At 68.4% G+C, this 18,961-nt stretch carries 15 protein-coding genes; 7 read left to right on the plus strand and 8 right to left on the minus strand.

The window, feature by feature from the left end; translation table 11 throughout:
• Positions 1 to 26: 26 nt before the first annotated feature.
• Genes mrdA through FA743_RS04650 form a run of 3 tightly spaced genes read left to right on the plus strand, consistent with a single transcriptional unit; the run spans position 27 to position 4,031 of the window.
• Positions 27 to 1,973 (plus strand): penicillin-binding protein 2, encoded by a 1,947-nt coding sequence (gene mrdA, locus FA743_RS04640; protein ID WP_136884696.1) that lies wholly within the window; start codon positions 27 to 29, stop codon positions 1,971 to 1,973.
• Positions 1,974 to 1,978: 5 nt separating this feature from the next.
• Entirely contained in the window at positions 1,979 to 3,118 is a 1,140-nt protein-coding gene (gene rodA / locus FA743_RS04645; RefSeq protein ID WP_136884697.1) for a rod shape-determining protein RodA, read from the plus strand.
• Positions 3,119 to 3,122: 4 nt separating this feature from the next.
• Positions 3,123 to 4,031, plus strand: a complete 909-nt coding sequence (locus tag FA743_RS04650) for a 2-hydroxyacid dehydrogenase (RefSeq protein WP_136884736.1) — start codon at positions 3,123 to 3,125, stop codon at positions 4,029 to 4,031.
• A gap of 19 nt (positions 4,032 to 4,050) precedes the next feature.
• Here FA743_RS04650 and FA743_RS04655 read toward each other — a convergent pair whose 3' ends face one another.
• From FA743_RS04655 to folK, 4 genes are all read right to left on the minus strand, one after another.
• Entirely contained in the window at positions 4,051 to 4,746 is a 696-nt protein-coding gene (locus FA743_RS04655; protein ID WP_246054830.1) for a DUF2062 domain-containing protein, read from the minus strand.
• A 46-nt stretch (positions 4,747 to 4,792) separates the two neighbouring features.
• Positions 4,793 to 6,907, minus strand: coding sequence for a RelA/SpoT family protein (locus FA743_RS04660; protein WP_136884698.1), 2,115 nt, complete (start codon positions 6,905 to 6,907; stop codon positions 4,793 to 4,795).
• Positions 6,908 to 6,949: 42 nt separating this feature from the next.
• Positions 6,950 to 7,306, minus strand: a complete 357-nt coding sequence (gene rpoZ, locus FA743_RS04665) for a DNA-directed RNA polymerase subunit omega (RefSeq protein WP_136884699.1) — start codon at positions 7,304 to 7,306, stop codon at positions 6,950 to 6,952.
• A gap of 72 nt (positions 7,307 to 7,378) precedes the next feature.
• Positions 7,379 to 7,978: a 2-amino-4-hydroxy-6-hydroxymethyldihydropteridine diphosphokinase gene (folK, locus tag FA743_RS04670; protein WP_136884700.1), complete on the minus strand. Its 600-nt coding sequence runs from the start codon at positions 7,976 to 7,978 to the stop codon at positions 7,379 to 7,381.
• Positions 7,979 to 8,085: 107 nt separating this feature from the next.
• On the opposite strand from folK, the gene FA743_RS04675 reads away from it, so the two are divergent.
• From FA743_RS04675 to FA743_RS04685, 3 genes are all read left to right on the plus strand, one after another.
• Positions 8,086 to 8,637 carry a LabA-like NYN domain-containing protein gene (locus tag FA743_RS04675; RefSeq protein ID WP_136884701.1) on the plus strand — a complete coding sequence of 184 codons (552 nt, stop codon included), beginning with the start codon at positions 8,086 to 8,088 and terminating at the stop codon, positions 8,635 to 8,637.
• Positions 8,638 to 8,675: 38 nt separating this feature from the next.
• On the plus strand, positions 8,676 to 9,848 hold the full coding sequence (locus FA743_RS04680; protein WP_281281763.1) for an MFS transporter: 1,173 nt from the start codon (positions 8,676 to 8,678) through the stop codon (positions 9,846 to 9,848).
• A gap of 448 nt (positions 9,849 to 10,296) precedes the next feature.
• Complete coding sequence (locus tag FA743_RS04685; protein ID WP_136884702.1) at positions 10,297 to 12,321, plus strand: catalase; 2,025 nt, start codon at positions 10,297 to 10,299, stop codon at positions 12,319 to 12,321.
• An 84-nt stretch (positions 12,322 to 12,405) separates the two neighbouring features.
• Here FA743_RS04685 and rocF read toward each other — a convergent pair whose 3' ends face one another.
• The 3 genes from rocF to metG all read right to left on the minus strand — a co-directional run bounded on the left by rocF (position 12,406) and on the right by metG (position 17,372).
• Positions 12,406 to 13,329, minus strand: coding sequence for an arginase (gene rocF, locus FA743_RS04690; protein ID WP_136884703.1), 924 nt, complete (start codon positions 13,327 to 13,329; stop codon positions 12,406 to 12,408).
• Positions 13,330 to 13,441: 112 nt separating this feature from the next.
• Complete coding sequence (locus FA743_RS04695) at positions 13,442 to 15,502, minus strand: TonB-dependent receptor plug domain-containing protein (RefSeq protein WP_246054831.1); 2,061 nt, start codon at positions 15,500 to 15,502, stop codon at positions 13,442 to 13,444.
• A gap of 151 nt (positions 15,503 to 15,653) precedes the next feature.
• Positions 15,654 to 17,372, minus strand: a complete 1,719-nt coding sequence (gene metG, locus FA743_RS04700) for a methionine--tRNA ligase (protein ID WP_136884704.1) — start codon at positions 17,370 to 17,372, stop codon at positions 15,654 to 15,656.
• Positions 17,373 to 17,687: 315 nt separating this feature from the next.
• On the opposite strand from metG, the gene FA743_RS04705 reads away from it, so the two are divergent.
• The gene (locus tag FA743_RS04705) at positions 17,688 to 18,458 is read left to right on the plus strand and encodes a hypothetical protein (protein ID WP_136884705.1); all 771 of its coding nucleotides are present in this window, start codon (positions 17,688 to 17,690) and stop codon (positions 18,456 to 18,458) included.
• Between the two features lie 83 nt (positions 18,459 to 18,541).
• On the opposite strand, the gene FA743_RS04710 is transcribed toward FA743_RS04705, so the two are convergent.
• A partial coding sequence (locus FA743_RS04710) for a GcrA family cell cycle regulator (protein ID WP_136884706.1) occupies positions 18,542 to 18,961 on the minus strand: 420 nt, incomplete at its 5' end.

An 18,961-nucleotide genomic window follows, 5' to 3' on the forward strand; every position in this document is an offset into this window, starting at 1 on the left:
CGGGGCCGGGACGGATCGGGGACGGCATGAAGAAATCCCAACGCGAGATCATCGACAGCACCCGCCAGATCACCCGGCGCGGGCTGATGCTGGCCGGCATCCAGGTGGCGACGGTCACCACGCTGGCGCTGAAGATGCGGTCGATGCAGCTGGACCATGCCGAGGAATACCGGATGCTGGCGGACGGCAACTCGATCAAGATCCGCCTGCTTCCGCCCTCGCGCGGGCTGATCCTGGACCGCACCGGCCTCATCATCGCGGGGAACGAACAGAACTATCGCGTCACCCTGACCCGCGAGGAGGCGGGCGGCGATGTCGCGCCGGTCCTGCGCCGCCTGTCCCAGCTGATCCCGATGTCCGAGGCCCGCATCGCCGAGCTGGTCGAGGAATTCTCGCGCCGCAGCGCGATCACCCCCATCGTGCTGGCCGACCGCCTGTCCTGGGAACAGTTCAGCGCCATCGCCGTCAACGCCCCCTCGCTGCCCGGCGTGACGCCCGAATCGGCCCTGTCGCGTGCCTATCCCCGTGCCGGCGATTTCGCCCATGTCATGGGCTATGTCGGCCCGGTCAGCGATTACGACCTGTCGCGGATCGAGGATCCGGACCCGGTCCTGCGCCTGCCCGATTTTCAGCTGGGCAAGATCGGCGTGGAGGGCCGGCTGGAGGACGTGCTGCGCGGCAAGGCCGGCGCCCGCCGCGTCGAGGTGAACAGTGCCGGCCGCGAGATGCGCCAGCTGTCGCGTCAGCAGGGCGAGCAGGGCGCCACGGTCCAGCTGACCGTGGATGCGGCCCTGCAGAACTATGCCGCGCAGCGCATGGGCACGGAAAGCGCCGCCGCCGTGGTGATGGATTGCCAGACGGGCGAGCTGATCTCGATCTGCTCGTCCCCCAGCTTCGATCCGAACAAGTTCGTGCGCGGGATCAGCAGCCCCGAATACCGCGCCCTGATGGATCACGACCACCGGCCCCTGGCGGACAAGACCGTGCAGGGCGTCTATCCCCCCGGCTCGACCTTCAAGATGGTCACCCTGATGGCGGGTCTGGAGGCCGGGGTGATCGACGCGGGCACCCGCTTCTACTGCCCCGGCCATACCGAGCTGGGGGGGCGGCGCTTCCATTGCTGGCGGCGCGGCGGGCATGGCACGGTCGATGCGATCAAGAGCCTCGAGGAAAGCTGCGACGTCTATTTCTACGAGCTGGCGCAGCGCGTGGGCATCGACCGTATCGCGATCATGGCCCGCAAGCTGGGTCTGGGGATGCGCCATGACCTGCCCATGTCGGCGGTGGCCGAGGGCATCGCGCCCGACCGCGCCTGGAAAGAGGCCCGCTATGGCGAAAGCTGGCAGATCGGCGACAGCCTGAACGCCTCGATCGGGCAGGGCTTTGTGCTGGCCTCCCCCTTGCAGCTGGCGGTGATGACCGCGCGCATCGCCTCGGGGCGCCAGATCGCGCCGCAGCTGGTCCGCTCCATCGACGGGGTGCGCCAGCCGGTCCCCGAAGCGCCGCCGCTGGACATCAGCGAGGCGTCGCTGCGTGTGGCGCGGCTTGGCATGGACGCGGTGATGAACAGCGCGCGCGGCACCGCCCGCGGCGCCCGCATCTCGCGCGAGGACTGGCGCATGGCCGGCAAGACCGGCACCAGTCAGGTGCGCAACATCACCGTGGCCGAACGCGCGCGCGGCGTCATCTCGAACGACCAGCTGCCTTGGGCGCGGCGCGACCATGCGCTGTTCGTGGCCTATGCGCCCTATGAGGCGCCGAAATACGCCGTCTCGCTGGTGGTCGAACATGGCGGCGGCGGCTCGGCGGTGGCCGCGCCCATCGCCCGCGACATCCTGCTCTTCGCGCTGAACGGGGGGCTGCCGCCCACCGATGCCGTGCCCTCGGACCAGCGCGCCGCGATGCAGGCCCGCCACGAGGCCATGCAGCTTTACACCCCCGAGGCCCCGCGCCCCGGCCGCAGCAGGGCCTGAGGCGCATGTCCTATCTCGACTATCAGACGGCGCAGGTCCCGACCGGCTTTCGCAAGATCCTCTACATCAACTGGCCCCTGGTCCTCTTGATCACCGCGGTCAGCTGCATCGGCTTCCTGATGCTCTATTCCGTGGCAGGAGGCCGGATCGACACCTGGGCCGAGCCGCAGATGATCCGCTTTGCCATCGGCATGGTCCTGATGCTGGGGCTGGCCTTCGTGCCGATGTGGTTCTGGCGCGGCATCTCGGTCGCGGCCTATGTGGCCTGCTTCCTGATGCTGATCGCGGTGGACCTGTTCGGCACGATCGGCATGGGCGCGCAGCGCTGGATCGACATCGGCCCGGTCCGCATCCAGCCGTCCGAGCTGATGAAGATCGCGCTGGTCCTGCTGCTGGCCGCCTATTACGACTGGCTGCCGCTGGACCGCGTGTCCCGGCCGCTCTGGGTGCTGCTGCCCATCCTGCTGATCGTCGCCCCGACCGCGCTGGTGCTGATCCAGCCCGACCTGGGCACCTCGATCATGCTGATCGCGGGGGGCGGGATCGTGATGTTCGCGGCAGGCGTCTCGCTGTGGTATTTCGGCGCGGTGATCGGGGCCGCCGTGGGGCTGGTGGTGGCGGTGATGCGCAGCCGGGGCACCGACTGGCAGCTTCTGAAGGACTATCAGTTCCGCCGCATCGACACCTTTCTGGACCCCACCGCCGACCCCCTGGGGGCGGGCTACAACATCATCCAGAGCCAGATCGCGCTCGGCTCGGGCGGGCTGTCGGGGCGGGGCTTCATGCAGGGCACGCAGTCGCGGCTGAACTTCCTGCCCGAAAAGCACACCGATTTCATCTTCACCGTCCTCTCCGAGGAATTCGGCTTCATCGGCGCCTCGTCGCTTCTGGTCCTCTACATGCTGATCCTGGGCTTCTGCCTCTATTCGGCGCTGACCAACCGCGACCGCTTCGCCAGCCTGATCACCATCGGCATCTCGGGGACGTTCTTTCTGTATTTCGCGATCAACATGGCGACGGTGATGGGGCTTCTGCCCGCCAAGGGCTCGCCGCTGCCGCTGGTCAGCTACGGGGGCACCTCGCTGATGATCCTGATGCTGGGCTTCGGCCTGGTGCAATCCGCCCATGTCCACAGACCGAGGTGACGCCATGAAGGTCCGCTTTTCCGCCCGCGACACTGCCTGGTCCGAATGGGCCCCGGCCCTGCGCGCCGCCCTGCCCGAGATGGAGCTGGCGCGCGAGGGCGATCCGGCCTCCTTCGACGCGATCATCTACGCGCCCGGGGGCGACATCGACGATTTCACCCCCTATCGCCACGTCAAGCTGGTCCAGAGCCTCTGGGCCGGGGTCGAGCGCATCGTGACGAACCCGACCCTGACCCAGCCTTTGGCGCGGATGGTCGATCCGGGGCTGGCGCGCGGCATGGCCGAATACTGCACGGGCTGGGCCCTGCGCGCGCATCTGGGCATGGACGGCTATGCCCAGGACGGTCTCTGGCGCAACGGCGCCGTCCCGCCCTTGGCCCCCGAGCGCCCCGTCACGATCCTGGGGATGGGAGAGTTGGGGCGCGCCACCGCCGCCATGCTGGGGGGGATCGGCTTTCCCCTGACCGGGATCAGCGCCTCGGGCAGCCCGGTCCCGGGCGTCACCGTCCATTCCATCGCGGCGCTGGACGCGGCACTGGCCGAGGCGCAGATCCTCATCTGCCTGCTGCCCGACACGCCGGCCACCCGCGACCTTCTGGATGCCCGCCGCCTGTCGCTGCTGCCGAAAGGGGCCTGGCTCATCAATCCCGGCCGCGGCACGCTGATCGACGACGCGGCCATGCTGGACGGGCTGGACCAAGGCCGCCCGGCCCATGCGGTGCTGGACGTCTTCCGGACGGAACCGCTGCCCGAGGACCATCCCTTCTGGTCCCACCCCGCCGTCACCGTCACGCCCCACATCGCCGCCGAGACCCGCCCCGCCACCGCCGCCCCGGTCGCCGCCGACAACCTGCGCCGCGCGATGTCGGGCCGCCCGGTCCTCAATCTCGTGGACCGCGCCAAGGGCTACTGACCGCCTCCTGCGGCGGTCCTCAAATATCCCGGGGGGAGTCCGCAGGACGGGGGGCAGCGCCCCCCTCGGCCTCGGCCGCCCGCGCGACGGCCAGTTCCGCCGCCCGCGTCGAGGCCCGCGCGATGCGCTCGGCCATCTTCTTCTCGCGCCGCCGGTGATAGGCGCGAAAGACCGGCACGGTCAGGTAATGCGTGCCGACCGACACGGACAGCCCCAGGATCCCGCCGCCCACCACATAGGGCCAGAAGATCTCGAAGAAGAAATCCGCCAGATTGTGCCAATGCGCGACCTCGGACCCGAAGACCGACCGAAGGTTGTGCCACAGCTCGCCCGTCGCCCGCGAGAACTCGCCGAAGATGAATTGCGGCGACAGATCGCCCTCCAGCCCCAGGATCTTGCGCCCCAGCCCGACCGAGACCAGCGCGATGAAGGGCAGCGTGACCGGATTGCCCACGAAGGTCGCCAGCAGGGCGGCCAGCACGTTGCCCCGGATGATCCAGGCCACCGCCGCCGCCGACAGGAAGTGGAACCCGAAAAGCGGCGTGAAGGATACGAAGACCCCCGCCGCCACGCCCCGCGCGATCCGGTGGGGCTGGTCGGGCAGGCGGCTCAGCCGGTGGGCCACATAGGTGCCCGCCCGCCGCCAGCCGCCCCGGGGATAGATCAGCTCGCTGGCCATCTGGCCATAGCTGCGCGGCTTGCGGCGTTTGAACACGAAGACCACCCGTTGCGTCTGCGGCAGCGGGCCCGGCCCGCCGACCTCAGGGTTTCAGAGCCGGGTCCCGCACCCGCGAGACCTGCGCCACGTCGCTTTCCGCCTCGAGGGCGGTCAGCAGGTTGTGCAGATGCTCATGGTCGCGCAGTTCGACCTCGACCTCGATGCGGTAGAAGTCGGGCTTGCGCGCGATGAACTCGAGGTTCGAGATATTCGCCCCCTGCGCCCCGATCAAGGTGCAGATGCGCCCCAGCACGCCGGCATCGTGCCGGATCGTCAGATTGAGCACAGTGGAATAGGCCGCCGGGTGGCGCCCCTCCTGCCATTGCAGGTCCACCCACCGGTCGGGCGCATCCTCGAATTCGGCCAGCACGGGGCAGTCGATGGCATGGATGACCACGCCCGCGCCGCGATAGGTGATGCCGATGATCCGCTCGCCCGGCAGCGGGTTGCAGCAAGGCGCGCGCTTGAAGTTCGCATCGGCCTCCAGCCCCGCGAAGGGGCGCTGGCCGTCGATCTCGTCATGGCGGTCGGCCAGCTCGGGATAGAGGACGCCCAAGACCTCCTTGGCCGAGTTCTCGGCGCTGCCGATCCGGGCCAGCAGCTCCTCGGCCGAGGGGATGCCCATCTGCTTGGCGGCGGTGCGCAGCGCCTTGTCGGTGACCTTGCGGCCCACATGCTCGAAGCTGACCCGCACCAGTTCGCGCCCAAGCCGCATGAAGCGGTCGCGGTCCTCCTCGCGCAAGCTGCGCCGGATCGCGGCCTTGGCGCGGCCCGTCACCACGATATCCAGCCAGGTGGCCTGCGGGCGCTGCCCCGAGGCGGCGATGATCTCGACCGACTGGCCGTTCTTCAGCCGCGTCCACAAGGGCACGCGGATACCGTCGATCTTGGCGCCCACGCAGGAATTGCCCAACCGCGTGTGGATCGCATAGGCGAAGTCGATGGGCGTCGCGCCGCGCGGCATCTGCATCACGTCGCCCTTTGGGGTGAAGCAGAAGACCTGATCCTGATACATCTCCATCTTGACGTGCTCGAGGAACTCGTTGTGGTCCTCGGTGTCGAAACGGTCGGTCAGCTGGGCGATCCATTCGGCGGGATCGACGGCGAAGGGGTTCCGCGTGCGCACCCCGTCGCGATAGGCCCAATGCGCGGCCACGCCCGCCTCGGCCACCTCGTGCATCTGGCGGGTGCGGATCTGCACCTCGACCAGCTTTCCGTCGCGCCCCGACACGGTGGTGTGGATGGACCGGTAGCCGTTGGACTTGGGCTGGCTGATGTAATCCTTGAACCGCCCCGGCACCGCCCGCCAGCGATGGTGGATCACGCCCAACGCGCGATAGCAGTCCATTTCCGACCGGGTGATGATGCGGAACCCGTAGATGTCGGACAGGCGCGAGAAGGCCAGCTGCTTTTCCTGCATCTTGCGCCAGACGCTGAAGGGCTTCTTGGCGCGGCCGAAGACATCGGCCTCGATACCCTCCTTCTCCAGCTCGGTGCGGATGTCGGCGGTGATCTTGCCGATGATGTCGCCGCTGTCCTTCTGCAGGCTGACGAAGCGGCGGATGATGGAACTGCGGGCCTCGGGATTGATGACCTTGAAGGCCAGATCCTCCAGCTCCTCGCGCATCCATTGCATGCCCATCCGCCCCGCCAGGGGGGCATAGATGTCCATCGTCTCGCGCGCCTTCCTGACCTGCTTCTCGGGACGCATGGAGCGGATGGTGCGCATGTTGTGCAGCCGGTCGGCCAGCTTGACCAGGATCACCCGCATGTCGCGCGACATGGCCATGAACAGCTTGCGAAAGTTCTCGGCCTGCTTGGACTGGGTGCTGGACAGTTCCAGATTGGTCAGCTTGGTGACCCCGTCGACCAGCTCGGCGATCTCGGCCGAGAACATCGCCGTGACCTCGTCCTTGGTGGAGCGCGTGTCCTCGATCGTGTCGTGCAGCAGGGCGGTAACGATGGTCGCGTCGTCCAGCCGCATCTCGGTCAGGATGGCGGCGACGGCGATGGGGTGGGTGAAATAGGGCTCGCCCGAATGGCGGAACTGCCCCTCATGCATCCGCATGCCGTATTCATAGGCATCGCGGATCAGGGCGCAGTTGCTGCGGGGGTTGTAGTTCCGGACCAGCGCCAGAAGGTCTTCGACGTCAATCATGCTGCTGCCGAAGACCTTGTGTCGTGCATGTCAGGGACCGTATCAGCCGCGCTGGTTGGCTTCCAGCATCATGCGCAGCATCCGCTCCTCGGATTCCTCGTCGGCGGGCTTGGGACGGTCCACTTCGGCGCCCAGAAGCAGCGCCATGGCGTCCTCCTCGGGCTCGTCGACCTCGATCTGGGTCTGGGTCGATTCGATCATCCGCTCGCGCAGATCGTCGACGGGCTGGGTTTCCTCGGCGATTTCGCGCAGGGCGACCACCGGGTTCTTGTCGTTGTCGCGGTCCACCGTCGGCGCGGAGCCGGCCGTGATCTCGCGGGCGCGATGCGAGGCGAGCAACACCAGGTCAAAGCGGTTGGGAACTTTGTCGACGCAGTCTTCAACCGTTACGCGGGCCATGAATCTACCTGTGCAGTTGCGAATCGGACATTCGGGACGAAAAAGGACACCTGACCGGCATCGCGTCCCGTGTCAAGTCCGCGCAGGCCGATCGGACCCGTCCATCGGGACCAGTCCGGCCAGCGCCTGCGGCCCCAGGGCGTCCCGCATCTGCGCCACGCTACGACCGGTCAGCGGGTGGCACCAGCCCGGCGCGATCTCGGCCAGGGGGGCCAGCACGAAGGCGCGGTCCTGCAGGCGCGGATGGGGCAGGATCAGCTGGTCGGGCGTCAGGACCCGCTGGCGGTCGGGGGGCAGGTCGATCCAGGCCCGCAGATGATCGGCGTCCGGCAGGATCAGGTCGTCCAGCGCGATGAGGTCCAGATCCAGCACCCGCGCCGACCAGCGCCCGCCGCTGCGGTCGCGACCATGATCGGCCTCGATCCCGTGCAGCACCGCCAGCACGGCCGGCGCGGGCAGCCCGGTGCGGATCAGCGCCACCGCATTGGCATAGTCCGGCCCCGCCCCGGCGGGTAGGGCAGGGGTCCGCCAGATCCGGCTGACGGCGGACACCCGGACCTGCGGCACGTCCTGCAGCCGGCCCAGGGCGCCGCGCAGGGTCTCTGCCGGGTCCTGTCCGGGCAGCGGAAGATTGGCGCCCAAGGCAACGATACCAAAAGACAGGTCAGCCATGCATTCCTCTTTTTCCCGCGAGTCCATAGTGTAAGCCGATCGCGTCGGGCCCCCGGGCCCTGATTCGATCCGTGCCTTGACTGCATTCCCGAACCGAAGGCAACATGATGTTTTACAAAGACGACCGATTGGCACTCTTCATAGACGGCGCGAACCTTTATGCCGCCGGAAAATCCTTGGGCTTCGATATCGACTACAAGCTGCTGCGTCAGGAATTCGACCGGCGCGGCAAACTGACGCGCGCCTATTATTATACGGCCCTGGTCGAAGGCGAGGAATATTCGCCCATCCGGCCGCTGGTCGACTGGCTGCATTACAACGGCTTCTGCGTCGTCACCAAGCCGGCGCGCGAATACACCGATGCCCAGGGCCGCCGCAAGGTCAAGGGCAACATGGATATCGAGCTGGCCGTCGATGCGATGGAGCTGGCCCCGCATCTGGACCATGCCGTGCTGTTCTCGGGCGATGGCGATTTTCGCCCTCTGGTTGCGGCGCTGCAGCGGCAGGGGGTGCGCGTCTCGGTCGTGTCCACCATCCGCAGCCAGCCGCCGATGATCGCCGACGACCTGCGGCGCCAGGCGGACAACTTCATCGAGCTGGACGCCCTGCGCGACATCATCGGCCGTCCCCCGCGCGAGCCGCAGCAGGTCGAGGCCTGACAGACCCGGCCCCCGGCCGCTGGAGGGCGCTGGCGCTGATCTGCGCCGGCGTCATCGGCGCCATGGCCTGCTGGTTTTCCACCACCGCCATCGGCCCCGATCTGGTCGCCCATTGGGCCCTCTCCGAAGGCCAGGCGGCCTGGCTGACCAATGCGGTTCAGATCGGCTTCGTGCTGGGGGCGCTGGCGGCCTCGGCGGTGAACCTTCCCGACATCCTGCGCATGACGCGGCTGATCACCGTCGCGGCGCTGCTGGCGGCGCTGGCCAATGCGGTCGTGCTGCTGCAGCCGGGCTTCGGCGGCCTTCTGGCCGCGCGGCTGGCCACCGGCGTCGCGCTGGCCGGGGTCTATCCGCCGGCGCTGAAGCTGATGGCCACCTGGTTCGTGATGGGCCGGGGGCTGGCCATGGGCCTGCTGGTGGGCGCGCTCACGCTCGGCTCGGCGCTGCCGCATCTGTTGCGGGGCCTCGGCGGCGGCCTCGACTGGCGCCTGGTGGTCGCGGGGGCCAGCGCGGGGGCGCTGGTCTCGGCGGCGATCTTCGGGCTGGCGGTGCGCGAGGGGCCGCATGGCTTCGCCCGTGCCCGCTTCGATCCCCGCCAGACGCTGCGCGTGCTGCGCGACCGGCCCCTGCGGCTGGCGACCCTGGGCTATCTGGGCCACATGTGGGAGCTGTATGCGATGTGGGCGTGGTTTTTGGCCTATGCGCTGGCGGCCCCTGCGGCGGGCGAGGGGCCGCTTGGCGGGGCGTCGCTGCTGACCTTCGCGGTGATCGCGGCGGGCGTCATCGGCTGCGCGCTTGGCGGCTGGCTGTCGGACCGTATCGGGCGCTGCCTGACCACGGCGGGGATGATGGCGGTCTCGGGCGGCTGCGCGGCGCTGATCGGATGGGCCTGGGGCGGGCCGCCCTGGCTGCTGGCGCTGATCGCACTGGTCTGGGGGATCAGCATCGTCGGCGACAGCGCGCAGTTCTCGGCCGCCGTGTCCGAACTGGCCGATCCCCGGCTGGTCGGCACCGCCCTGACGCTGCAGCTGGCCTTGGGCTTTGCCCTGACGGTGGTGGCGATCTGGCTGCTGCCGCTGCTGGCCATGGCCCTGGGCGGCTGGCGATGGGTCTTCCTGGCGCTGGTGCCGGGGCCTGCGGTGGGGGTCTGGGCGATGCTGCGGCTGCGGGCCCTGCCGCAGGCACGTGCGCTGGCCGGGGGGCGGCGCTGAGGATGATGGTGCGGACGGCGGGACTTGAACCCGCACTTCCGAAGAAAACAGATTTTCGTACCACTTCGACTTTCGCCGCCGGGACGCATGCGCCCCGTTCGTGGTCTGGACTATCCCTTCGCCATGGCCCGCAAAGGCGTTAGGCGCCGCCCGTCTAGTCTCTACACCTTCCCCCGCAGGCGGGGGCTTGGCTCGGGATTGGCAGGGGCGAACCCGTCAGCTTTCCCCGAATTTGAGCGGTTCTGCACCGGCGGTTTCCCACCGGGCACTCCAAAACGTCAAAGTCTGCTGCGTCTACCGATTTCGCCACGTCCGCATCATCATCCCCCGATCTATCGCAGGACCGGAGGCCGTGGGCAAGCCATCGACGCGCCACGCGGTCGCACCGGAGGAACCGCCCCCGTCCGGGTCTTGTTATCCCCCCAACGCTCCAGCAACAGGAGGGCACATGGCCCATATCAGCGAGACCCGCGGCAACGGGGGCGAGACCCACCAGACGGGCGGCGAGCCCCTGACCACCAATCACGGCGTCCCCATCTCGGACAACCAGAACAGCCTGAAGGCGGGGGCCCGGGGCCCGACGCTGCTGGAAGATTTCGTCCTGCGCGAGAAAATCTTCCATTTCGACCATGAGCGGATCCCGGAGCGGATCGTCCACGCCCGCGGCTCGGGCGCGCATGGCTATTTCGAATGCACCGACCCCATTCCCGAGCTGACTCGCGCGGGTGTCTTGGCGAAGCCCGGCCGCACCCCGGTCTTCACGCGGTTCTCGACCGTGGCCGGCGGCGCGGGCAGCGTCGACACGCCCCGCGACGTGCGCGGCTTTGCGGTCAAGTTCTATACGGACGAGGGCAACTGGGATCTGGTCGGCAACGACATCCCGGTCTTCTTCATCCAGGATGCGATCAAGTTTCCGGACCTGATCCACTCGGTCAAGATGGAGTCCGACAAGGGCTATCCGCAGGCCGGCAGCGCGCATGACACCTTCTGGGATTTCGTGTCGCTGATGCCTGAATCGATGCACATGATCATGTGGGCCATGTCCGACCGGGGCATCCCGCGCAGCCTGCGCATGATGGAGGGTTTCGGCGTCCACACCTTCCGGCTCGTGAACGATGAGGGCAAGTCGACCTTCGTCAAGTTCCACTGGAAGCCGCGCCTTGGCCTGCAGAGCCAGGTCTGGAACGAGGCCGTCAAGACGGCGGGCGCCAACCAGGACTATCACCGCCAGGACCTGTGGGAAGCCATCGAGCAGGGCGATTTCCCGGAATGGGATCTTGGCATCCAGACCTTCGACGCCGAATGGGCCGCCAAGCAGCCCTATGACGTGCTGGACGCGACCAAGCTGATCCCCGAGGAGGACATTCCCGTCCGCATCGTCGGCAAGCTGGTTCTGGACCGCAACCCCGACAACTTCTTCGCCGAGACCGAGCAGGTGGCCTTCCTGCCCACCAATGTCGTGCCCGGCATCGACTTCACCGACGACCCGCTGCTGCAGGGCCGGCTGTTCAGCTATCTGGACACCCAGAAATCGCGTCTGGGGACGACGAACTTCCACCAGATCCCGGTCAATGCGCCCCGGTGCCCGATGCACAACTTCCAGCGCGACGGGATGATGCAGATGGCCGTGCCCAAGGGCCGCGCCAATTACGAGCCGAACAGCCTGCACGAGGCGGGCGAGGATCCCGGTCCCCGCGCCAGCGAGCAGAGCTTTGCAACCGTCAAGTCGATGACCGACCTGGGCAACCAGCCGGACGAGAAGCTGCGTGTCCGGGCCGAACTGTTCGGCGACCATTACAGCCAGGCACGCCTGTTCTATCGCAGCCAGACCGAGACCGAGCAGACCCATATCTCGGATGCGATCACCTTCGAGCTGTCCAAGGTGGGTCTGGGCCATGTGATCCAGCGCGTGCTGGGCCATCTGCGGGTGATCGACGAGGATCTGGCCGAGACCGTGGCCGAGGGCCTGGCCGAGGATCTGCCCGAGGCCGCGACCCCCATGCGGGCGCCGATCGACATGGCGCCTTCGGACGCGCTGTCGATCATGAAGAGTGCCAAGCACATCCTGAAGGGCCGCAAGGTCGGCATCCTGATCGGGGATGGCGGCGACATGGCCAAGGTCGAGGCGCTGCGCACTGCCATCGAGGCCGAGGGCGGCAGCGTCATGCTGATCGCCAAGGAGCGCGGCAAGGCCGAGGCGCAGCTGGCGGGCTCGCCCTCGGTGCTGTTCGACGCGGTGGCGCTGGTGCTGGATGCCGAGGACGCGGCGAAGATGGCCAAGTTCAAGCCGGCGGTCGATTTCGTCTCGGACGCCTTCGCGCATCTGAAGGCGATCGGGGCGGACGATGCCTCGGCCAAGCTGCTGGCGGCGGCGGGGGTGATGCCCGATGCGGGCGTGACCAAGCTGGATCCGGAGGCCTTCGTGACGGCTGCGGGGCAGCGGTTCTACGACCGGGAAGCCAAGATCTGGTGACTTGGACCGGGGGGCTTTCCGCCCCCCGGACCCCCCGGAGGATATTTGTGCCAAGATGAAAGGGGCGGGCCGGTAGGTCCGCCCTTATCCGTAGCTGCGGGTGGGGCGGTCGAAGACCTTGCGGCCCATCAGGCTGCCGACCAGATCGACCATCAGCTTGGCGGTGCGGCCGCGTTCGTCGAGAAACGGGTTCAGCTCGACCAGTTCGAGCGAGGTCACCAGACCGGATTCGTGCAGCAGTTCCATGACCAGATGCGCCTCGCGGAAGGTCGCGCCGCCCGGCACGGTGGTGCCCACGGCAGGGGCGATCGAGGGGTCGAGGAAATCCACGTCCAGACTGACATGCAGCAGCCCGTCCGCCGCCCGCACCCGGTCCAGGAAGGCGCGCAGCGGCGCCACGATGCCCTGCTCGTCCAGCACGCGCATGTCGTTCACGGTGATCTCGGTCGGCTGCATCAGGGCATGTTCGGCGGCATCGACACTGCGGATGCCGAACATGCAGATGTTCTCGCCCGGGATCGGGGCGGGGAAGGGCGGGAAGGGATCGAAGCCCGAAAGCCCGCTGGCATAGGCCATGGGCGTGCCGTGCAGGTTGCCCGAGGTCGTGCTGGCGACGGTGTGGAAATCGCTATGCGCGTCCAGCCAGATCACGAACTGCGCCCGGCCCTGGTCTGCCGCATGGGCGGCGACGCCCGCCACGGTGCCGAGCGCCAGCGAATGGTCGCCCCCCAGCACGATGGGCAGGCCATCGGGCAGGGCGGTCTGCATGGCGGCGCGCAGGGCATGGGTCCAGGCGATGGTCTGGGGCAGATGATGGACAGCGGGGTTGTCGCAGGTCTCGTCTCCCACCGGGGCGGGGGAGACGTCGCCGCGATCCTCGACGCTGTGGCCGAGGGCGGTCAGGGTGCCTGCCAGTCCGGCGGTGCGATAGGCGGCGGGCCCCATCAGGCAGCCGGGGCGGCGCTGGCCCTCGTCCACGGGGGCTCCGATCAGGATGCAATGGGTCATGGCGCTTTCCGGGTTGTTGGCCTTGGCCCATTTGGGGGGCTGGGGGCGGCAATGTCCACGGGGCGCGCGCAGGGGGGTGGGCCGCCCCGGTGCGGGGGGCGGCCCTTGGGCGTCAGAAGCGTGCGGTCAGGCCCAGTTTGAACAGCCGGCCGTTCTCGCGATAGTCCACATCCGAATCGGGTTGGCGGTCGAAGAGGTTGTCGATCCCGAGGTTCAGCGTCGCCCGGTCGGTCATGTCGATGGCCGCGGCCACGTTCACCAGCGTATAGGCATCGCTGTTCTGGCCGGCCGGGACCGAGGCCTGCTCGTCATCGCCGACGGTCAGCCCGTCCTCGACCACATAGCCCGCCTGCTTGCCGACATAGGTCAGTTGCCCCGACAGGTTCAGCCGCGCGGTCGCCTGCCAGGCCAGCCCGGTGGTGATGTTCCATTCCGGCGTCGTGGCCATCGGATAGGTGGTGTCGAAATCGCCGTACTTGAATTCCGATTTGGCGATATGGGTGGCCGAGGTCGTCCAGGTCAGATCGTCGGTCAGCGCGGTGTCGAACCCGGCCTCGATCCCGGCGGTCCGTCCATAGTCGAAATTGTCCCGCTGGAACAGCGGCGTGCCATCGGCGGCCAGGCGGTCGGTGCGCCGCGCGCTGAGCATGTTCTCGACATCGTTGTAGAAGGCCGTGACCTCCCAGCTGGTGCGGGCGCCCTGATAGTTCAGGCCCAGCTCGAAATTGTCCGAGGTCTCGGGCTGCAGGTCGGGATTGCCGATGATGGTGCAGGGGCCCTGATAGGGCTTGCAGCCATTGCCCCGGGAATAGAGCTGATAGTTCGGGTTCAGGTTGCGCAGGTCGGGCGCCACGAAGGCCTGCGCATAGCCTGCCTTCAGCATCAGCGCGTCGGTCAGCCGGTAGTTGGCGTAGAGGCGGGGCGTCACGTGATTGCCGAAATCCTCGTGGTGATCGAGCCGCAGCCCGCCGGTCACGGTCAGGTCGGGGGTCATCTCGAACCGCCCCTCGGCATAGAGCGCGGCGGTGGTGGCCGAGCCCTCGATCAGGCTGCCCGCGGTGGTGTCGGGATCGTCCAGGCTGGCATGGGCCACCAGCCCGCCCAGGGTATAGTCCAGCGCCCGCGCGCCCAGCACGACCCGGTCGGTGAAGCGCGATTCCAGCGTCGTCGTGTCATAGGCGATCGCCGGGTTCCAGCCGAGCGTCTCGGCGTTGCGGCTGCGGTTCTCCGACATCTCGTGGCGCAGATAGCTGGACAGCTGCCCGGTCCCCAGCTGCCATTCGTTGGTCAAGGCGATGCTGTCGCGGGTCACCTCGTTCTCGTCGGGACCGTTGTCGGCGGCCAGGTAGTCGTCGACCGAGACCTGCCCCTCGATCCCCCATTCGACCGTGTCGTCGGGCGCCCAGGTCAGCCGCGTGCCCAGGGTCTGGGTGCGCAGGCCGTTCGAGGCGTATTGCGGCGTCGGCACCCCGCGGATCTCGGAGATTGCATAGGGATCGTCGGGCGAGTCGATCTCGGACAGCTTGGCCCAGGCCGACAGGCTGACGCCGCGCCCGAGCGGCCCCGAGATATAGCCCGACAGCGCCCGGCTGTCGGCGGTGGTGCCGGCATCGGCCAGCCCGAAATCTGTGGTGATCGAGCCGCTCCAGACATCGGCCGTGGGCTTGGTGATGATGTTGATGACACCCCCCATCGCGTCCGAGCCATAGAGCGTGGACATCGGGCCGCGCACGACCTCGATCCGCTCGATGGCGTCCAGCGGCACGATCTGCAGGTCGCCCTGGTAATGGCGGGCAAAGGTGCTGCCGGTGCTGACGCGCTTGCCGTCGATCAGGGTCAGGGTGCGGCTGCTGGACAGGCCCCGGAACGAGACGTTCGAATTGCCGTCATTGCCGCGCGTCAGGTTCAGCCCCGGCACGGTGCGCAGCACGTCCGACAGATCCCGCCCGCCGCTGGCCTGGATCGCCTCTTGGTCGATCACCGTGATCGAGGCCGGAGCGTCCTGCACGGTCGTCGCGATCGACGAGGCCGAGGTGACCAGCACGATCTCGTCCAGCAGGATGGGCTGGGGCGCCTCTTGGGCAAAGGCAGGGCCGGTCAAGGCGGACATCAGCAGGAACGCCCGGACGGGACGGCGAAGGGTGCGGGGCGTGGGCAGGGAGGGATGCGGCATGGGGGACTCCGGGCAGGGGATGGGATCTGCCTGGGGGCCCGGCCAGAGGGAAAAGCCGTTTACCTGGGTATTTTTGTCGGAATAGAGGCGACGTCCCGGACGGGCAAGGCCGCAGCCCGCCCGGGAGGAATCTGTTGCCGATCTGCCACGGTCAGGCGCGGGCGCCTTGGAAGCGGGCCTCCCATTCGGCGCGGCTCTCGTCCGAGATCTTGGCGAAGAGGACCTCGGGCACGGTGAAGGCATGGCCGGCGGGCAGCGCCTGCAGGGCCTGAGCCGCATCCTCGGGCCAGGTGGCGTCCGTGGCGTTCATCGCCTCCAGCGTGCTGGCGGCGGCGAAGGGGATGAAGGGCTGCGACAGGACCGCGTAGAAGCGGATCAGGTTCAGGCCCATGCGCACCTGCATGGCGGCGCGGTCGGGATCTGTCTTGAAGACCGACCAGGGCGCGGCGGATTGCAGGTATTCGTTGCCGAGCACCCAGATGGCGCGCAGTTCGGACGCGGCCTTGCGGATCTCCATGGCGGACATGTGCCCCTCATAGGCGCGCAGGCGGGTTGTCAGGGCCTCGGTCAGAGCCAGTTCCTCGGGGCCGTAGGCGGGGCCTTCGGGGACCGCCTCGCCGAACTTGGCGCGGCAGAACTTGGTGATCCGGCTGACGAAATTGCCCAGCACATCGGCCAGGTCCTTGTTCACCGATTGCTGGAAATTCTCCCAGGTGAACTCGCTGTCGCCGGATTCGGGGGCGTGGGACAACAGCCACCAGCGCCAGTAATCGGCGGGCAGGATTTCCAGCGCGTGGTCCATGAACACGCCGCGCCCCTGCGAGGTCGAGAACTGGCCGCCCTGATAGGTGAGGTAGTTGAACGACTTGATATAGTCGACCATCTTCCACGGCTCGCCCGACCCGATCAGCGTGGCGGGAAAGCTAAGCGTATGAAACGGAACGTTATCCTTGCCCATGAACTGGGTATAGGTCACGTTTTCGGCGCCCTCGTCCAGGCGCCACCAGCGGCGCCAGGCGACATCGTCGTGACCGGTCGCATCGGCCCATTCGGCGGTGGCGCCGATATATTCGATGGGCGCGTCGAACCAGACGTAGAAGACCTTGCCCTCCATCCCCGGCCACTCGGCATCGCCGCGCTTCACGGGCACGCCCCAGTCCAGATCGCGGGTGATGCCCCGGTCGCGCAGGCCCTCGCCGTCGTTGAGCCACTTGCGGGCGATCGAGGTGGTCAGGATCGGCCAGTCGGTCTTGCTGTCGATCCAGGCGGCGATCTGATCCTTCAGCGCGGACTGGCGCAGATAGAGGTGGCGGGTCTCGCGCACCTCGAGATCGGTCGAGCCGGAAATGGCGCTGCGCGGGTTGATCAGATCGGTCGGGTCCAGCTGCTTGGTGCAGTTTTCGCACTGGTCGCCGCGCGCCTTGTCATAGCCGCAATTGGGGCAGGTCCCCTCGATGTAGCGGTCGGGCAGGAAGCGCCCGTCGGCATGGGAATAGACCTGCTTTTCAGACACTTCGCGGATATAGCCCTGATCGGCCAGACGCCCTGCGAAATGCTGGGTCAGCCCCTTGTTGCGGGCGCTGGAGGACCGCCCGTAATGGTCGAAGGACAGCCCGAAGCCCTCGGCCAGCGAGGTCTGCACGCCATGCATGCGGGCGCAGTAATCGTCCACCGCCTCGCCGGTCTTGGCCGCCGCCAGCTCGGCCGGGGTGCCGTGTTCGTCGGTGGCGCAGATGAACATGACCTCGTGCCCCCGCGCCCGCAGGTAGCGCGCGGAGAGGTCCGCCGGCAGCTGCGAGCCGACGAGGTTCCCCAGATGCTTGATGCCGTTGATATAGGGCAGGGCGGAGGTGATCAGGTGGCGGGCCATGGCATGCGTCCTTTCGGGGTCGGCGCCTCTCTAGCCCTGTTGCACCGGGTTGGAAAGCGCGGCGCGCGTTGCGGCGCGCGGTGCAGCGCAACACCCCCCTGGCCCGGGACGCCCGACAGGCCAGCAAATGCTGGGGGTAGGGCCGCACCGGGCGTGCACCAAGGCGGCACCGGACAGGCACAGGGCGTACACCGCTTGCGAACGTTGCGCGACGGAGGGGGACGCGACGTCGGGGGCAAAGCTCGGGGCGCGTGCCTTGACATGTGGCCCCCCAGTCCACAGGTCCGGATGTCACAGAACTGTCACGAGAGCCCGATGCCCGATCCTTCCGACGACCGCCGCCGCGATCCCCTGCTGCTGTTTGCCCTGTCCTGCGCGCTGGCGCTGGGATGGCTGATGGTGGGGATGGTGACGGCCGAGACGGTCACCGACATCTTCGCCGAATCGGGGCCGATCGAGCAGACCTCGGCGCTGTTCCTGCTGCTGGCGGCGCTGGCGTTGGCGGTGGACATCGTCCGGCGCCGGGATTGGGGGCGCTGGCATCTGGCGGTGCTGGTGCTGGCGGCGGGCCTGCGCGAGCTAGACTGGGACAAGGCCTTCACCGACAGCGGCATCCTGCAGCTGCGGCTCTATTCCGGCGACGGGCCGCTGACCCACAAGATCGCGGGCGCGGCGGTCGTCATCCTGCTGGTCTGGGCCGGGCTGCGCCTGCTGCGGCGCAACCTGCCCGACTGGCTGCGGGCGCTGCGCGGCGGCGATGTCTGGGCCTGGCTGATGCTGGCCGCGCTGGCGCTCTATGCGGTGGCCAAGTCGCTGGACGGTCTGGGCCGCAAGCTGGCCCCCTGGGGCATCGAGATCTCGGACTGGGCCAACCGCACGGCGGGGCGCAGCGAGGAGGCGATGGAGCTGTTCGGCGCGATCCTGATCCTGCAGGTGGTGGGCCTCAGCCTGATGCTGCGCGCCGCGACCCCCAAGCTCCGGACCCCGGAACCCCGGATCCCCAAGCCCCGGGCCTTTGAGCCCCGGAGCGCGGCGCCCTCCGGAGCTGCGACGGAGGGGGCGCGCCGGAGGGGTCGTCTGACCTGATCGGACCTCCTAGCCCCCTGATCCCCCAATGAAAAAGGCCGCCCCTTGGGGCGGCCTTTTTGCATCGATCGGGGCGCGGGCCGTCAGCGGCGACGGTCGCGGCGCGAGCTCATCGGCTGGAAGGCGACGCCGACATGGGCCTCGCAATAGGGCTTGCCCGCCACCGAGGGCAGGCCGCAGAACCAGAACTTGTCCGTCGCCGGATCGCCGATGGGCCATTTGCAGGTCCGCTCGGTCAGCTCCATCAGGGTCAGCTTCCTGGCGCGCTTCTCGACCTCGCGGACCGAGGCCAGCGCTTCGGGGCTGATCTCGTTGGCCGAGGGCTGGGGCGGCAGGGGCTGGCCCGCCGGCACGATGGGGCGGCGCGGGACCGGCACGAAGGCGGGCTGGGTCGAGGGCTCGGGCGTGGCGCTGGCCTCGGCCACCGGCTCGGGCGCGGGGGCTGCGGCGGCGACAGGCTCGGGGCGCGGGGCGGCTGCGGCGGGCGCGGGCTGCGGGGCGGG

Source organism: Paracoccus gahaiensis, assembly GCF_005048225.1.
In the GTDB taxonomy this organism is placed as follows: domain Bacteria; phylum Pseudomonadota; class Alphaproteobacteria; order Rhodobacterales; family Rhodobacteraceae; genus Paracoccus; species Paracoccus gahaiensis.